The following is a 15,872-nucleotide window of genomic DNA, read 5'->3' as shown; positions in this document are numbered from 1 at the left end:
CTACGGCAGCAGCAGGCCCCAGTGGACGGCCCAGGGCACGAACAGCACCCCACCGGCCACCAGCAGGCCCAGCCGCACCCGGTGCCCCGCCGTGAGGTCGGCCCTGGCCCGCCACGCCCTCGTCGCGGTGACCGCGGTCGCCGCCACCACCGCCACCGCCAGGACCTGCAGCGCGAGCCACGGCAGCGGCCGGCCGAGCACCACCGGGCCGAGGCTCCGCGCGCCGCTCGACGCCAGGTGGCCGAGGTAGCCGAACAGGCCGAGCACGCTCAGCAGGCCGGTCGCGGCGAGCACGCGCGCCGGTCGACGCACGGGTCGCGTGCTCCGCAGCCGGCGGAACGCGCTCAGCCCGTACCCCCCGAACACCAGCAGCAGCACTCCCACCGCGATCAGCTGCACCGCCGGCGACCCGGGCTCGACCGGCGTGCTCTGCCGCTCCTGCCGCGGCGGCGGGCCGACGTCGACCGTGCGCGGTCCGGTGCTGTTCACCCAGGTGGCGACCTGCTCCAGGTAGGCCGGGGAGACCTCCTCGCCGCGTTGGAAGCCGTCCGGCGACCGGCGCATGGTGTGATCGGCGCCGGGCACCGCGCGGAGGGTGTAGGCGCGGTTGCCGCCCCGGTCGAGTGACTCCTGGAACACGCGCATGCTCTCCGCGCCAGGGATCACCCGGTCGAGGTCACCCCACAGGGCCAACACCGGTTGGGTGATCCGGGCCAGCACCGGCGCCGGGTCGTAGCCGGCCTCGGGGAACAGCCCCGCGCCGACGAGCAGGCCGAGCGTCGTGCGGGAGACGGTGTCCACCAGCGAGCCGGACACGCCGGCGGCGGCGAGCCGGTTGTCGAGGTTCCAGGACTGCTGGCGCTCGGGCGCCGTGCCGGGTGCGCCGACCGTGACCACGAAGGCGACGTCGGTCGAGCCGGCCGCGGCCAGCGGCGCCACCCAACCACCCTCGCTGACGCCCCACAGGCCGGTCCGGGCCGGGTCGACGCCGGGGTGGGCCTTCAGCGCGCGCAGGGCGGCCAGCGCGTCGTCGGCCAGGAGCTCGAAGTCGACGTCGGACTTGGACCGCTTCGGCCGCTTGTCGTAGATCAGCGTGACGATGCCGGCCCGCGCGAACGCCTCCGCCTCCTGGCGGTAGCCGTCCCGCGCGACCCGGCCGGAGCCGTGCACCATCACCACGGCCGGGTGCTGGGTGTCCGCGTCGGGGGCGATCACGGTGCCGTGGAGCGTCAGCTCTCCACTCGAAAAGGTGATGTCCTGCTCGACCAGACCGGCTTGGTCCGCGTGGGCGGGCGGTGACCACGCGGCCGCCGCCGTGCCGACGGCCAGTGCCGCGAGCAACCGGATGAGGGCACGACGAAGTCGCGAGTTGCGTTCGGGGAGCACGGGTGCTCTCCTTCCCGAGGAGGTTCGCACGTACGAGGAACACGCCGGTTTCGGCGTGGTGCTGCGGCTTCCGCCCGCCCGGGTCGTCGAGTGCCAGCTCGACGGCCCGGGCTTCAGGTCAGGGGCGGTCCGCGGGGACGGGGAACGCGAAGAAGCGCACGGCGACGTGCCGCGCGTCCGCGGGCGTCTCGTCCACCGGTCGTTGGTAGCGCTTGAGCAGCGCCATGTACTCGTCGAAGAACTCGTGCAGCTCGGGCAGCGTCACCCGCACCGAGCCGCGCGAGTACGGCAGCGCGTCCGCCCACTCGCCCAGCTCCGACCGCCGGGCCAGGAACTCGTCGAACAGCTCCTGGTCGGCGGCCAGCTTGAGCTGCCTGAGCTGGTCCACGAGGGTGCGCACTTCCGGGTCCTCCGGCGCGCGGGGCCCGCGCAAGTCCTGCACGGGCGCCCGCCACCACCGTTCACGGCCGTGCGCGCGTTCGGGCACTTCCTCCACGAACGCGTGCTTCGCCAACATCCGGAGGTGGTAACTGGTCGCACCGCTGCTCTCGCCGAGCGCCTTGCCCAGGGCGCTGGCCGTCGCCGGCCCGTGCTGCCCGAGGTGGCGCAGGATGCGCTGGCGCAACGGGTGCGCCAGCGTCCGCAGTTCGTCGACGTCGGAGATCTCGCGTGGTGCGACCATGATGCAAAGCTACCGTTGCAAAGATCCCTTTGCAACCTCGTCGTGCAGTCGCCCCCAGTCGTCCCGCCGGTCACGCCACGCGTCGCTCCGGAAGAGCGCGGCCTTCGCCTCCGCCAACGACAGCCCCAGGACGCGTGACGCGACGTAGATGGTCGCGATGGGCGAGTGCCCCCGTTCCCGCACCTCGCGGAACACCTGCTCGCCATCCCGGCCGGCCATGCCCGCCGCGAGCACGTCCAACGCCGTCCGGTCCACCGCCCGACCTCCGTCTCCGTTCGATCGACACCCCGCAGTCGATCAGCTGTAGAGCCCGTCGTACAGCGCGGCGTGCGTGGAGTGCACCACCTTCCGCTTCACCTTCAACGTCGGGGTCAGCTCGCCCACGTCCTGGCTCAGGTCGCGGTCCAGCACGGTGAAGCGCTTGACCTGCGAGACGTGCGCGAAGTGGGAGTTCGCCTCGTCCACCACGCCCTGCACCAGGTCACGCACCTCGGGCGTGCGGACCAGGGCGGGCAGGTCGGTCGGCAGGCCCTTGGCCTTAGCCCACGGCACGATCTCGTCCACGTCCAAGGTGATCAGCGCGACCAGGTACGGCTTGAGGTCCCCGTAGACCACCGCGTGCGAGATCCAGCGCGACTGGCGGAGCTGGTTCTCGACGTTCGCGGGCGCGATGTTCTTGCCGCCGGCGGTGATGATGATGTCCTTCTTGCGACCCGTGATGGTGACGAAGCCGTCGTCGTCGACCTCGCCGAGGTCGCCGGTGTGCAGCCAGCCGTCGGTCAGCACCTCGGCGGTGGCGGCGGGGTTGTTCCAGTAGCCCGCGAACACGTGCGGCCCCTGCATCAGGAGCTCGCCGTCCTCGGCCACCTTCAGCTGCAGCCCCGCCATCCCGTACGTGCCGACCGAGCCGAGCTTGTGCCGCGCCAACGTGTTCACCGTGCCGACACCCGTCGACTCGCTCATGCCGTACCCCTCCAGCACGGGCACGCCGGCGGCCGTGAAGAACTCCAGCACCTCCACCGAGATGGGCGCCGCCCCGGACAACGCCTGCCGCAGCCTGCCCCCGAAGATCGCCCGGACCTTGGCGAACACCGGGTCCACCCGCTCGAACGCGGCGGCCAGGTCGGGTGGCACCGGCTGACCCGCGGTCCGCGACCGGCGCACGGCCAGCCCCACCTTCACCGCCTGCCGCAACTGCTCCTCCGGCACGCCGGCCGTGGCGACGGTGTAGATCTTCTCGAAGATCCGGGGCACGGACGGCAGGAACGTCGGCCGCACCTCCGCCAGCTCCGCCACGATCTTCGACGCGTCACCGCCGTAGAACGCGACCGTGTGGCCGGTGTACAGCGCGCCCAGGTGCACGATCTGCGCGAACACGTGCGCCAGCGGCAGGAACAGGTACGCCACGTCGTCCGGCAGGACGTACGACAGCTCCTCGCTGAGCCGGCACATCGTCAGCCAGTTCCGGTTGGTCAGCACGCAGCCCTTGGGCGGACCCGTCGTGCCCGAGGTGTAGATGATCACGGTCGGGTCGTCGGGGTCGATCGCGGCACGGCGGTCGTCCAGCTCGCCCGGCAACGGCGACGTGCGGCCCTGCGAGCGCAGCTCGTCCAGCCCGCCGCCCTCGATCACGACCACGTCCCGCAACGACGGCACCTGCTCGCGGATCGACTCGACCTTGGCCCGCTGCGCCTCGTTCTCCGCGACCACGAGCACCGCGCCCGAGTCGCCGATGATCCACGCGCACTCCTCCGCCGCGCTCGACGGGTAGATCGGCACCACGATGCCGCCGGCGGCGAGCACCGCCAGCTCCGCCGCCGACCACTCGACCCGGGTGTCCGCCAGCACGCACACCCGGTCCCCCGGCTCGACGCCCAGGTGCACCAGCCCGGACGCCAGTTCCATGACCCACTCGGCGACCTCGGTGAACGTCAGGTCGTGCCACTGCCCATCACGCCGGTGGCGCCACGCCACCCGGTCGTCGTGCGCCTGGGCGGCCACGAAAGGCAGGTCGGCGATGACGCGCGCCGTGGTCACGGGCATGGCGGTGCTCCTCACTGGGCTGCGGAAGGGGTGACGCGCACGTGGACGCCGTTGAGCACGGCGGTGCCCGACAGCGGGTCCACGGCCAGGTCGTCGGTGAGCAGGTTGACGTTGACGCCGGGGTGGGCGCGCGCGGTGGCGAGTCGCGTGCCGGGCCGGTCGTGGCCCCACCCGTGCGGCAGGCTGACCACCCCGGCGGCCATGTCGGCGCTGACCTCCACGGTCGCCTCGACCTCGCCCACCCGCGACGCCACCCGCGCCACCCCGCCGTCCTCGAGACCCAGCCGCTCGGCATCGGCCGGGTTGACCAGCAACGTGCACAACTGCTTGCCCTTCACCAGCGCGGGCACGTTGTGCAACCACGAGTTGTTCGACCGCAGGTGCCGCCGGCCGACCAGCACCATCCCGTCGACGGGCGCGCGCAACGCCGCCAGCACCCGCGGCACGTCGGCCTCGATCGGCTCGGGGCACAGCTCGATCCGCCCGGACGGCGTGCGCAGGACCTCCGGAACCCGGCTCGTCAACGGCCCGAGGTCGACGCCGTGCGGCCGTTCCAGCAGGTCGTCCACCGACAACCCGTACGCCCCGGCCCGCAACCGCGCGTCCAACAGGCGTTCCTCACGGGTGCGGTCCGACCCGCCCGACAGCCCGACCAACGCGTCGAGATCGGCGTCCGCCCCCTGCCCGGCCAGGATCCCGGTCAGCCGCAGCAGGATCTCGCCCTCGTCCAGCTCGTCCGGCCCGAGCGGCACGGCGGGCGGCGAGTACTTCGCCACGTTCCGCACCGCGAACGACAGGAACGCCAGGTCGTAGTGGGCACGCCTGCTGGGCGGCGGTGGCGGCAGGATGACGTCGGCGTGCCGCGTCGTCTCGTTCAGATAGGGGTCGACCGACACCATGAAGTCCAAAGTGGACAGAGCCGCGTCCAGCCGCGCGGAGTTGGGCACCGACAACGCCGGGTTCCCCGCCACCGTCACCAGCGCCCGGACCTGCCCCTCGCCGGGCGTCTCGATCTCGTCGACCAGCGTGACGACCGGCAACTCCCCCGCCACCTCGGGCAACCCCCGCACCCGGCTGCGCCACCGACCGGTCGCGAACCCCTTGCCCGTCCCCGTCCCCCGCCGCATGTGGGCGGGCATCGGGAACATCGCCCCACCGGGCCGGTCCAGGTTCCCGGTCAGCACGTTCAGCACGTCCACCAACCAACTGGCCACCGTGCCGAACTCGACCGTCGTCGTGCCGATCCGCCCGTACACCGCCGCCCGCGGCGCCGCCGCGAGCCGGTGCGCCAACGCCCGGATCTCCCCCGCCCCGATGCCGCACCGCGACGCCACCGCCTCCGGCGTGAACGGCCGGGCCAGCTCCCGCACCCCCTCCACGCCGTTCACGTGCGGCGCGAGGTCCTTCAGATCCACCAACGACGCCGCGAACAACTCGTTCACCATCGCCAACAGCAGGAACACGTCCGTACCGGGCACGATCGCCAAGTGCTGATCAGCAGCCGCCGCCGTGCGACTGCGACGCGGATCGACCACCACGAACGCCCCACCACGCCGGCGCAACGCCTTCAACCGCCCCGGCGCATCCGGAACCGTCCACAGACTGCCGTTCGACGAGAACGGATCCGCCCCCAACAACAACAAGAAATCCGTCCGGTCCACATCCGGCACCGGAATGGTGAAAATCCCCCCGTAGAGCAGCCCTGACGACACGTGCTTGGGCATCTGGTCCACCGTGGCCGCGGTGAAGAAGTTGCGCGACCCCAACGCCTTCCTCAACCCACCGGCGTACAACCCACCGGCCAACGAGTGCACCGTCGGATTCCCCAAGTACATCGCCACCGAATCCCGGCCGTGCTCACCGACAACCGCGCTCAACCGCTGATCGACCAGCTCGAACGCCTCACCCCACGACACCGCCTCGAACGACCCACCACGCCGCGCCAACGGCCCGCGCAACCGATCCGGATCGGCGTCCAACGCCCCCAACGACGCACCCTTGGGACAGAGGAACCCACCGCTGAACGTGTCCTGCCGATCACCACGAACACCAGTGATCCGATCGCCCTCGATCGTCAACTCCAACCCACACGTCGCCTCACACAGCGGACACGTCGTCAACGCCCTGCGCATACCCCTCCTCAACGCCCAAACAACCCGACGCCACCGGCCGCAACGAACCACCACGGACCCGGAACGCACCCACCTAGGCCCGATTTGACATGGGTTCGGGTGCCTTAGGCTGGTCGGAGCCGGCAGGCCTGGCGGGACGCTTTTCCCCGCCGGGCCTGCCGGCTACGGCCTGCCTGGGGTGCCCGTAAGGGCCCCATGTCAAATCGAGCCGGACCTGGCCCATAGGCCATGAACCCCCGAAAGGGGGAACCTCCGACCCACCCGCCACGCCACCAACCCAACCCTCCCGGGTTACCACCGAGTTAGTGCGGCTTCCACAACAACTAAGCGCGCCCGTCCACCCCGTCCAGCACCCGCGCCAACTCCAACCGCGACGACACCCGCAACTTCGCGTAGATCCGCGACAGGTACACCTCGATCGTCCGCGGGCTGTAGTGCAACGCCGCCGCGATGTCCCGGTTGCGCATCCCCTGCTGCACCAGCCGCGCGACGTTCTCCTCCGCCGCCGTCAACACCCCCGGCGCCCGCCCCCGCGCCCGCGGCACCTTCGCGCCCAGCTCCTTCAACCGCCCGCCGGCCTGCCGGCGCAACCCGTGCGCACCCACCCGCTGGAACAGCGCATACGCCTCGAGCAGCTCGTCCACCGCCGTCCCGTCCACCAGCCCCAACGCCAACTGCCCCCGTGCCCGCTCGAACACGAGCCCACCGACCTCCGCCTCGCGCACCGCCTCACGCAGCACCGCACCGTCCCGCTCCACCACGCCGACCAGCCGCCGCACCGTCGTCCGGGTCCACGGCGCCACCCGGTCGCCCGCCACCACCCGCAGCCTCTCCAGCCCCCGCCTCGCCTCGTCCAGCCGCCCACCGGCCAGGTCCAGCTCGACCAACCGGCCCAACAACTCGCAGCCGTACGCCGACATCCCGTCGTCGTCCACCGCCTCCACCAGCACCCGCCGCGCGCCCTCCACGTCACCCCGCGCCGCCAGGTACCCGGACATCGCCAACGCGTGCAGCCGGGACATGTTCGGGCTGTTCGGCACCTCGAACGCGGCCAACCGCGCGGCCACGTCCAGCTCACCCCGCCAGGTCCGCACCTCCAGCTCGATCGCGCGCAGCCCGTCCAACATCATCAGCTCCTGCCGCGACTCCAGCTCCGCCACGGCCCGACCCACCCGCTCCAAACACGCGTCCCACTCACCGCCGAACCAGTCCAGCGCCACCCGCGCCATCTCCAGCTCGCCGCGGAACGCGTGGCCGCCCGCTCGTTCCCGCAGCTCCTCCGCCCGCCGCAACCGCCACGACGCGTCGTGCACCAGACCGGCCAACGCGCCCGTCGACGCGCTCACCGCCAACGCCTGCAACTCCAACGCGGGCTGACCGGCCGCCGCGGCCAACGACCGGTTTGCGTAGTCGACCGTCTTGTCGTGCCGGAACAGCATCGACGTGACGACCGCGAGCCGGTCGAACACCACCACGCCCTCGGCCGCCGACGTCAACGGCATGGCCTCGATCCGCTCGGCCGCGGCCAACGCCTCCTCGTGACGTCCGGTGAACACCAGCAACAACGCCCGCTGCGCGTGCAACGCCGCCGGCGCGCCACCCTCCGCCACCTCCGCCGCCGCCAGCTCCGCGTCCACCAGCCGCAACGCCTCGGCGAACCGACCGACCAGGAACATGCTGGTCAGCACCACCACCGCGCACCGCGACCGCTCCACGCCCGCCGGCAGCGTCGCCAACGCCGCCAGACCGGGCCCGATCGCCGCACCCGGCCGGGACGCGTGCGCCAACGCCCGGCACTGCGAGGCCAGCAGCCCGGCCCGTTCCGGCGCGGCCACCGGCAGCAGCTCCAACGCCCGCGCGCACAGGGCCGCCGCCGTCTCCGGCGCGGTCGCGCGGTTCGCCGCGGCGGCCTGCGCCATCACCCGCACCGCGCGCAGGTCGCCCGGCGGCGCCGACTCGGCCAGGTGCCAGGCCAGCTCCATCTCGTCGACCGCCAGCCCGCGCGCCCGGTCGTCCAGCAGCCGGGCGCTGATCAGGCTGTGCAGGTGCCGGCGCTGGGCGGGCCCGATCTCCTGGTACAGCGCCTCACCGACCAGCGCGTGCGAGAACCGGTAGCCCCGGTCCTCGTCCCGCACCACGATGTGGGCCCTCAGCAGCCCGTCGAACGCGTCCACCACCGTCTCCTCCGGCAGTGACGACACCCGCGCGAGCAGCCCGATCTGGTCGAGCCGCACCCGCCGGAAGATCGACACCGCGCGGGCGACGGCCCTGGTGTCCCGGTCCAGCGGCGCGACCCGCCGCACCACCGCCTCCCGCCTGGTCAGCCGGATCGCGGTCGGCGACACGGTGAGCCGGGCCCGGTTGCCGTCGACCGCGACCAGGTCCAGCTCGCGCAGCGACCGGGCGATCTCGACCGCGAAGAACGGGTTGCCGTCCGCCCGCTGGTGGACCTCGTGCGCGAGGCCGTCGTCCACCGGCGTGCCCAGCACGGTCTCCACGATCCGCGCCACGTCACCGCCGCTCAACGGCGCCAGCCGCACGCGCGCCACGTCGGCGTGCCGTTCGAGCCGGTCGAGCAGTTCCTCCACGCCGGGGTTGCGGTGGTGCTCGCGCACCGCCGTGATCAGCACCAGCGGCGCGGCCGTGACCCGGCGCAGCACCACCGCGAGCATGGCCAGCGAGTCGTCGTCCACCTGGTCGACGTCGTCCAGCACGAGGGCGGCGGGCCGTTCGGCGGTGAGCCCGGCCAGCGCCCGCGCGACCACCTCGCACGACCGGCCGAACCAGGTGGCGTCGGGCGCAGACGTCAGCTCCAACGCATCCACCGCGGCGCGCACCTCACGCGAGCCCGCACCGCCCGGCCCGACCGCCACCGACCGCAACGCCGTGGCCACCGCCGCGTAGGGGATCCGCCTGCTCACGTCGTCCGACTCGGCGGCGGCCACCGCGCACCCCCGGTCACGCAGCCGGCGACCCACCTCGGCCAACAGGCTGGACTTGCCGATCCCGGGCTCGCCCGACACGACGACAGCCACCAACCCGGCCGCGGGCACGCGCTCGACCGCGTCGAACACGGCCGCCAACTCGGCCTCCCGGCCGAAGAAGGACCGGCCGACGAAAGACGACAACAGGCGACCTCCCGCCGTCGGAGCGGCCACCACCCTACCCACTGAGGAATCCCTACTCACGTGGCGTGGCTCACGGTGGTGGCATGGCGGCAGACAACCGCACCTGGAGGGTCCATGACGGTCGAGGGCACCTGCGCCGACGAGTTCGCCGAGGTCCGCGCCGAGTTCGAACGCAACTTCGCCGACCGCGGCGAGCTCGGCGGTGGCGTGCACGTGACGCTCGACGGCGAGACCGTGGTCGACCTGTGGGGCGGCGACGCGGGCGGTCGGGCGTGGACCGAGGACACGATCACGCACGTGTGGTCGTGCACCAAGGGCGCGACCGCGTTGTGCGCGCACGTGCTCGCGACACGGGGCGAGCTGGACCTCGACGCGCCCGTCGTCCGGTACTGGCCGGAGTTCGGGCAGAACGGCAAGGCGGACACGCTCGTGCGGCACCTCCTGTCGCACCAGGCGGGGTTGACCGCCGTGCGGGAGCCCGTGCCGCCGGGCGGCATGCTCGACTGGGAGCTGATGACGGGCCTGCTGGCGCGGCAGGAGCCGTTCTGGGCGCCCGGCACGCGGCACGGCTACCACGCGTTGACGTTCGGGCACCTGATCGGCGAGGTGATCCGGCGGGTGTCCGGTCTGGCGCTGGCCGAGTTCTTCGAGAAGGAGGTCTCCGGTCCGCTGGGGCTGGACTTCTGGCTGACGTTGCCCGACGACCTGGAGCCGCTGGTCGCGCCGACCGTGCCCGCCGGGCGCGGCGAGCCGCTGCCGGGCATGTACGTGATCGGGCTGTCCGAGCCCGAGTCGATGCAGGGGCTGCTGCTGGGCAACACCGGCGGCTACGTCGCGGCGTCGAACACCCCGGCGGCGCACGCGGCGCAGTACGGCGCGGTCGGTGGGATGAGCAACGCGCGCGGCCTGGCCCAGATGTACCGGCCGCTCGCCTCGGGCGGCGAGTACAACGGGGTGCGGCTGGTCGACGAGTCGCAGCTCCCGGTGATGTCGGGGATCGAGTCGGCCGGGTTCGACGAGATGCTGCTCGCGCCGACCCGGTTCTCGCTCGGGTTCATGAAGGCCGTCGGCAACCTGCGCCTGCCCGCCGTGGAGCGCGGCGTGCTGATGTCGGAGGACGCGTTCGGGCACTCCGGGATGGGCGGCTCGCTGGGCTTCGCCGACCCCGGCGCGCGAATGTCGTTCGGGTACGCGATGACGAAGATGGGGCCGGGCCTGGGCGTCAACGCGCGCGGACAGTCCCTTGTGGACGCCACGTACCGCGCCATCGGCTACCGCCAGGCGCCCAACGGCCTCTGGTTCCGCTGACGGGTCACCCGGCAGTCCAGCGGGCGCGTCAGCGGGCGCGGAGGTGGCGGACGGCGTCCAGGAACCCCTCCAGCTCCGGCCAGTCCTGCCGCGCCTCCGGGTCGTCCCCGATGTCGTCCAACCACTCGTACAGGTACAGCCGCTCCGCGACGGCTTCCAGCCCACGCCAGCCGTCGTCGGGCAAACCGTGCTCGCGAGCCGCGGCCACCAGGGCCCCGAACGCATCGGCGTACCTGCCGTCGGCCAGGTGCCCGCGATAGGGCGCCAACGCCTCCTCGGGCAGCAACGCGGCCACTTCCACGAGGTGCGTGCGGGCACGAGCCCGGCGCTGGAGGTCCTCGTCATCGCCGGGGTCCTCCAACGCCGCTTCGTCGACCGGCCCCAGCAGTGCGATCATGGACCAGAGCTGTTCGAAACCCGAGGGCCTACGACCCGACGCCGTAGACCGAACGGAGCCAGGCGCACGTCAAGGTGTCGACCGGCTCGCGGTCCCGGGCCGCGGACCGGGACCGGGAACGGCTCAGGAAGGCCCGCTCGTTCATCGCCACCAGCACCGTTCGGCGGTGTCGAGGATCGCCCGCGAGGTCAGGTAGCCCTTGCTGGGCCTGCGTCGCGACCCGACCGTGCCGGCACGTGGGGACCTGGCGGACATCCCCGGTTCCGCGCGCGTTCGGCCGCAAGGTCTTCTCGCGCACCGCCGCCGGGTCGAGGACGTTGACGCGCACCACCGCGCCGGTCGGGGTAGACAATGAGGTGTGGATCCGCTGTGGGCACTGCGACAGGTGGCGTTCCAGCTCGAGCGCGCGGGTGAACCCACCTACCGCGTCCGGGCGTTCCGCAAGGCGGCGGAGGTGCTGGCGGCGTTGCCGGACGGCGAGGTGGAGCGGCGGGTCGCGGCGGGCACGTTGACCGACCTGCCCGGCATCGGCAAGGCCACCGCCGGGGTGATCACCGACGCCGTCGCCGGGCGCGAGCCGGACTACTTGAGCCGGTTCCGCGAGCCGGTGGTGGGCGGGCAGGCGCTGCGGGCGCTGCTGAAGGGCGACTGCCACACGCACTCCGACTGGTCCGACGGCGGCAGCCCGATCCGCGAGATGGCCGAGACGGCGCGCGGCCTCGGGCACTCGTGGATGGTGCTGACCGACCACTCGCCCCGGCTCACCGTGGCCAACGGGCTGTCCGCCGACCGGCTGCTCGCGCAGCTGGACGTGGTGGCGGAGCTGAACGCCGAGCTGGCGCCGTTCCGGATCCTGACCGGCATCGAGGTGGACATCCTGGACGACGGCGCGCTCGACCAGCGGCCCGAGCTGCTGGAGCGGCTCGACCTCGTGGTCGCCAGCGTGCACTCGAAGCTGCGGATGGCGGCGCCGGAGATGACGCGGCGGATGGTGGCCGCCGTGTCCAACCCGCACGTCGACGTGCTGGGGCACTGCACGGGACGGCTGGTGGTCGGCAAGGGGCGGCCGGAGTCGACGTTCGACGCGGAGGCGGTGTTCTCGGCGTGCGTCGAGCACGGCACGGCGGTGGAGATCAACTCGCGGCCGGAGCGCCGCGACCCGCCGGGCAGGCTGCTGCGGCTGGCGGTCGAGCTGGGGTGCTCGTTCGCGATCGACAGCGACGCGCACGCGCCGGGGCAGCTGGACTGGCTGTCGTTCGGCTGTGAGCGTGCCGAGGAGTGCGGCGTGACGCCCGACCGGGTGATCAACACGCTGGAGGCCGCGGAGCTCCTGTCCCGCTGACCGCGTCCCGTCAGCGACCCGCCGTCGCCGGGCGTTGGGCCCTCGACGCGCGGACCAGGTGGCCGTACCAGGGGATCAGGGGCCCGGTCGGGCCTTCGACCAGGCGTTGCCACGTGGCGCGGCACAGGGCGAGGAACGGCGCCGCGTCCCAGTAGCGGGCCAGCTCCGCCAGCGGCCTGGTCTGGACGTTGCCCAGGCCGTAGCGGCGGTCGAAGCCGTAGGACACCGGCACCGCCGCGCCGTTCGCCTCGATCACCAGCGGGGTCAGCCAGCGGCCGAGGGGTTGCCCGTCGTCGACCGGCGCGGCCATGAACGCCTCCGGTTCGCGAGCCAGCATGGTGCGCGGCACGGCGTCGAGCTGGACGGCCAGGCCGTGCTCCTCGGCGATGCGGCCCAGCTCCACCGCCGCGTACGCCAGCTCGACGGCGTCCGGGCGTTCACCGGCCATCAACCGGTTCGCGGCGCCTTCCGGCTCCAACGGGTGAACCTGGAGCAGGAGAGCGCCCGACTGGACCGCAGCCAGTGCGACTTCACCCAGTTGGGTGGCATTCCCCTGGGTCAACGTGGTGACCACGCCGACCGGGAGGCCGACCTCGGTGAGCCGGCGGATGCCCGCCAAGGCCTTCTCGAAGCACCCTTCCCGATCACGGATCCGGTCGTGCGTGGCGCGGTCGCCGTCCAGCGACACGGCCACCAGGTCGACCAGCCCGCGCACCAGGCCGATGCGGCGCTGCGTCAGCGCGACCGCGTTCGTGGTGACGGTCGTGCGCATCCCGGCCGCGCGGGCGGCGCGCAGGAGCGCGGGCAGTTCCGGGTACAGGAACGGCTCACCACCGGAAACGTTCAGCACGTCGTAGCCGAGCGCGGCCGCGTCACGGACCACCGCCGACAGCACGGAGATCGGGATGGACTCGGCGACGTCCGGGCCCGAGCTGGAGTAGCAGTGCAGGCAGCGCAGGTTGCACAACCTGGTCGGGTGGACCTGCAGGACCGCCCGGCCACTCGTCTGGCCCATTCCACCCTCCCGCGATGCTCGATATCCCTATGGAGCACGCACGGGGCGCGGTGATACGTCGAACCGGCAACACGCCGGCTCACGCGGTTCGTCCCCCTCCCCCGGGCATCCCGTCGACGCCGTCCCACCACCCGGAGCGGGACGCATTCCGAACCACCGCCGCAATTGTGCGGACAACTCGCGAAACCACTCGAATTGACGTTCTCGACGCGTGCCGACCGATTCGGTGTTAGCGTGCTGCGCCGGTCGAGGCATTACCCGGCATTATCCCGAGTTCGGCTCACGTCTTGGACCTGAAGGGGTCGCCGACATGGATGACCAGGACTTGAACACCGCTCACGTGCGCCGCAAACCGGGACCGGCGCTTTGGCTGTCGGCCGGTGCTGTGGCCGTGCTGGCGCTGGGGATCGCGATCGGCAGCACGTTCGACGCCGAACCCGCCACCACCGCCGCCGCCCTGCCGACCACATCACCGCAGGCCGGGCTTCCGACCAGCACTTCCACGACCGCGGAGAGCGTCGCCGCGGCGAGACCGGGCGCCGTCTGGCTCTCCGACCTGCCGCCGGTCGACAGCAGCTCGATCGACGACATGTACGTGGAGAGCCCGTGGACGGCCGCTCCCGCAAAGGTGCGGAAGGTGACCTACACCAAATCCGTTTCCGCCACCGGCGCCTGGTGCTCGTCCGCCCAGCTGACATTCGCACTGGACGGCAAATACGACCGCTTCACCGCCCAGGTCGCGATCGCCGACGATTCATTGGCGACGAAAGAACTCGACTTCTACGTCCTGCTCGACGACCACCGCGCGACCGAACTCGCGAACACCGGCCCCACCCCGCAACCGGTGGACCTCCCCGTCACCGGGGCGCGCCTGCTGACCATCGGCGTCGAGTCGACCGCGGACCGCCCGGACGACTGCCCGGGCCCGGAACGCGTGGGCGTCTGGGCCGACCCGGCCCTGACCCCGGCCGGCTAGGACCTCGGGGACGCGCCGGGCGGCGGGTCTTCGCGGAGGCGGAGCGGCTCGCCGTACCGGTCCTGGTAGACGCCGAACGTGAAGCCGGGCCACGGCGACGGCTTGGCGCCCTCGGGCAGGTCCGGTGGCATGTTGGACGGCGTCATCATGATGTCGTCGTAGTAGTCCTCGCCCTGGGCGACGACCCACTGGGCGACGTCGTCCACGAAGTCCTCGGTGACCGGCGGATCGAGGTGTCGGGTGAACTCCTCGTCCTTCAGGTTCGCGGCGTGCTCGTGGTAGGTCCAGTAGAAGTCGACCAGTTCGGCTTCGGACATGTCGGTGATCCTGCGGCGGAGTTCCTCGGGATCCCGCGAACCCAGCGCGATGAGGTCCCAGAAGTGCAGTTCGTCCGGCATTCGGCTACCTATCTGAAATCGCTCGGCCTGAGGTTGTACCGCTCCATCCAGCGGTAGAAGGTCCGGTCGCTGACACCGGCCCGCTCGGCCGCCGCGCCGACGTGCCCGTTCGCGTCGGCGATGAGCCCGCGCACCTCGGTCGCGGGCGGGGGCGCGTTCTGCGGCCGGAAAGTCGGTGGTTCGGCACCGTCCGGCGGCACCAGCTGCCCCTGCTCGTTCCAGTACCACCCCTCCTGGCGCAGGCGGCTCCCACCCGGAAGCGGTTCGAACGGCGTCCCGGGACCGACCCTCCCCAATCGCGGGCCGACGCTCTCGACCGGCGTGTTGTCCCAGGGAAGTCGATCTCGGGCACCCCAGTCTAACTGGTCTCGCAAACTCTGCTCGTAGGAGCGGATCCGCCCACCGGAGGGGAGGCTGACCTCCCGCACCTCGATCTCGAGGTCGATGCCCAACCGCCTGCCCGCCAACGCGTAGCGGCCGAAGCGGTCCTTCAGGGGATCGCCGCCGGTGGTCTCGCCGACCTTGAGGATTTCCCCGGTCGACTTGTCCCGGACCACGTAGAGCGCCTTGGCGTCATCCGGGATGCGGGCCGACGCCGCGTCGTCCGGCCGGATGAACCGCGGTTCCCCGACCGGCACGCCGAGCCTGTCGAAGTCCGGGCCTCGGTCGAGCACGCGCCCCACGGCCGGGTCGGCGTCGCCGATGGCGCGGAGCTCGTCGCCCAGGTCCCGGATCTCCCGCAACCGGTCGGCCGCTTCGGGGATCTCGCCGTCGCGGATCCGGGCGTCGAGGCGGTCGGCGTCGGCCGAGAGCTGTTCGAGCCGCGAGCGCACCCGCGGGTCGTCGACGTGCGGCAGGACTTCGTCGATCTTGTTCCGGAGCGGCCCGCCGACCGGCCGTTCCTGCCGCCCGGGGCCGCCGGCGCGATCTTGGGCGTCGGTGGGGTCGAGGTCGGTCTTGTCGGCGTCCTTGGTGCCGGGGACGAAGCCGTCGTCGCTCGCTCTGGTGGTGGTGCCGTCGGGGCGGTGGGTGTGCCATTCGCCGTTGGGTGGGATGCGGGGTTGG

13 protein-coding genes and 1 pseudogene are annotated in these 15,872 nt (G+C 72.4%); 3 read left to right on the top strand and 11 right to left on the bottom strand.

The annotated features are described in order from the left end of the window. The 6 genes from ACZ7GX_RS36900 to ACZ7GX_RS36875 form a co-directional block, all read right to left on the bottom strand. The gene (locus ACZ7GX_RS36900) at positions 1-1,386 is read right to left on the bottom strand and encodes an alpha/beta hydrolase family protein (protein ID WP_498783870.1); all 1,386 of its coding nucleotides are present in this window, start codon (positions 1,384-1,386) and stop codon (positions 1-3) included. Between the two features lie 118 nt (positions 1,387-1,504). Next, positions 1,505-2,068 (bottom strand): ArsR/SmtB family transcription factor, encoded by a 564-nt coding sequence (locus tag ACZ7GX_RS36895; RefSeq protein ID WP_498783868.1) that lies wholly within the window; start codon positions 2,066-2,068, stop codon positions 1,505-1,507. 9 nt (positions 2,069-2,077) lie between these two features. Next, on the bottom strand, positions 2,078-2,323 hold the full coding sequence (locus ACZ7GX_RS36890) for a hypothetical protein (RefSeq protein ID WP_498783866.1): 246 nt from the start codon (positions 2,321-2,323) through the stop codon (positions 2,078-2,080). A 42-nt stretch (positions 2,324-2,365) separates the two neighbouring features. Further along, the gene (locus ACZ7GX_RS36885; protein WP_498783864.1) at positions 2,366-4,111 is read right to left on the bottom strand and encodes an AMP-dependent synthetase/ligase; all 1,746 of its coding nucleotides are present in this window, start codon (positions 4,109-4,111) and stop codon (positions 2,366-2,368) included. Between the two features lie 11 nt (positions 4,112-4,122). Next, a complete protein-coding gene (locus ACZ7GX_RS36880) occupies positions 4,123-6,243 on the bottom strand; it encodes a molybdopterin oxidoreductase family protein (protein ID WP_498783862.1) in 2,121 nt (706 codons plus the stop codon). A gap of 323 nt (positions 6,244-6,566) precedes the next feature. After that, on the bottom strand, positions 6,567-9,371 hold the full coding sequence (locus ACZ7GX_RS36875) for an ATP-binding protein (RefSeq protein ID WP_498783860.1): 2,805 nt from the start codon (positions 9,369-9,371) through the stop codon (positions 6,567-6,569). Between the two features lie 114 nt (positions 9,372-9,485). Between ACZ7GX_RS36875 and ACZ7GX_RS36870 the strand changes: the two genes are divergently transcribed. Then, entirely contained in the window at positions 9,486-10,679 is a 1,194-nt protein-coding gene (locus ACZ7GX_RS36870; protein WP_498783858.1) for a serine hydrolase domain-containing protein, read from the top strand. Between the two features lie 28 nt (positions 10,680-10,707). Here the strand turns inward: ACZ7GX_RS36870 and ACZ7GX_RS36865 are convergent, their stop codons facing one another. After that, on the bottom strand, positions 10,708-11,076 hold the full coding sequence (locus ACZ7GX_RS36865; RefSeq protein ID WP_498783856.1) for a hypothetical protein: 369 nt from the start codon (positions 11,074-11,076) through the stop codon (positions 10,708-10,710). 28 nt (positions 11,077-11,104) lie between these two features. Next, positions 11,105-11,428 carry a hypothetical protein gene (locus tag ACZ7GX_RS36860; protein ID WP_498783854.1) on the bottom strand — a complete coding sequence of 108 codons (324 nt, stop codon included), beginning with the start codon at positions 11,426-11,428 and terminating at the stop codon, positions 11,105-11,107. Between the two features lie 6 nt (positions 11,429-11,434). Between ACZ7GX_RS36860 and ACZ7GX_RS36855 the strand changes: the two genes are divergently transcribed. Beyond that, entirely contained in the window at positions 11,435-12,418 is a 984-nt protein-coding gene (locus ACZ7GX_RS36855; protein ID WP_498783852.1) for a PHP domain-containing protein, read from the top strand. 10 nt (positions 12,419-12,428) lie between these two features. On the opposite strand, the gene ACZ7GX_RS36850 is transcribed toward ACZ7GX_RS36855, so the two are convergent. Then, the gene (locus ACZ7GX_RS36850; protein WP_498783850.1) at positions 12,429-13,433 is read right to left on the bottom strand and encodes a radical SAM protein; all 1,005 of its coding nucleotides are present in this window, start codon (positions 13,431-13,433) and stop codon (positions 12,429-12,431) included. 211 nt (positions 13,434-13,644) lie between these two features. Here ACZ7GX_RS36850 and ACZ7GX_RS36845 point away from each other — a divergent pair, with 211 nt between their 5' ends. Next, on the top strand, positions 13,645-14,409 hold the full coding sequence (locus ACZ7GX_RS36845; protein WP_498783848.1) for an NPCBM/NEW2 domain-containing protein: 765 nt from the start codon (positions 13,645-13,647) through the stop codon (positions 14,407-14,409). Here the strand turns inward: ACZ7GX_RS36845 and ACZ7GX_RS36840 are convergent. Together ACZ7GX_RS36840 and ACZ7GX_RS36835 are read right to left on the bottom strand one after the other, a co-directional pair. Then, on the bottom strand, positions 14,406-14,807 hold the full coding sequence (locus tag ACZ7GX_RS36840; RefSeq protein ID WP_498783846.1) for a DUF4240 domain-containing protein: 402 nt from the start codon (positions 14,805-14,807) through the stop codon (positions 14,406-14,408). The two genes, ACZ7GX_RS36845 and ACZ7GX_RS36840, sit on opposite strands and share 4 nt — an antisense overlap. Positions 14,808-14,815: 8 nt before the next feature. Further along, positions 14,816-15,872 (bottom strand): annotated as a pseudogene (locus ACZ7GX_RS36835) (hypothetical protein); the annotation flags it as partial.

The sequence above is a fragment of the Actinosynnema sp. NPDC037264 genome (genome assembly GCF_055603705.1).
Note: the sequence above shows the minus strand (reverse complement) of the source record. Positions and strands in the feature narration are given on the sequence as shown.

What these genes read in the sequence shown, in the direction of transcription:
- ACZ7GX_RS36880 (WP_498783862.1), bottom strand. Translation starts at nt 6,243, where the DNA reads ATGCGCAGGGCGTTGACGACGTGTCCGCTGTGTGAGGCGACGTGTGGG.
- ACZ7GX_RS36885 (WP_498783864.1), bottom strand. Translation starts at nt 4,111, where the DNA reads ATGCCCGTGACCACGGCGCGCGTCATCGCCGACCTGCCTTTCGTGGCC.
- ACZ7GX_RS36850 (WP_498783850.1), bottom strand. Translation starts at nt 13,433, where the DNA reads ATGGGCCAGACGAGTGGCCGGGCGGTCCTGCAGGTCCACCCGACCAGG.
- ACZ7GX_RS36865 (WP_498783856.1), bottom strand. Translation starts at nt 11,076, where the DNA reads ATGATCGCACTGCTGGGGCCGGTCGACGAAGCGGCGTTGGAGGACCCC.
- ACZ7GX_RS36895 (WP_498783868.1), bottom strand. Translation starts at nt 2,068, where the DNA reads ATGGTCGCACCACGCGAGATCTCCGACGTCGACGAACTGCGGACGCTG.
- ACZ7GX_RS36870 (WP_498783858.1), top strand. Translation starts at nt 9,486, where the DNA reads ATGACGGTCGAGGGCACCTGCGCCGACGAGTTCGCCGAGGTCCGCGCC.
- ACZ7GX_RS36840 (WP_498783846.1), bottom strand. Translation starts at nt 14,807, where the DNA reads ATGCCGGACGAACTGCACTTCTGGGACCTCATCGCGCTGGGTTCGCGG.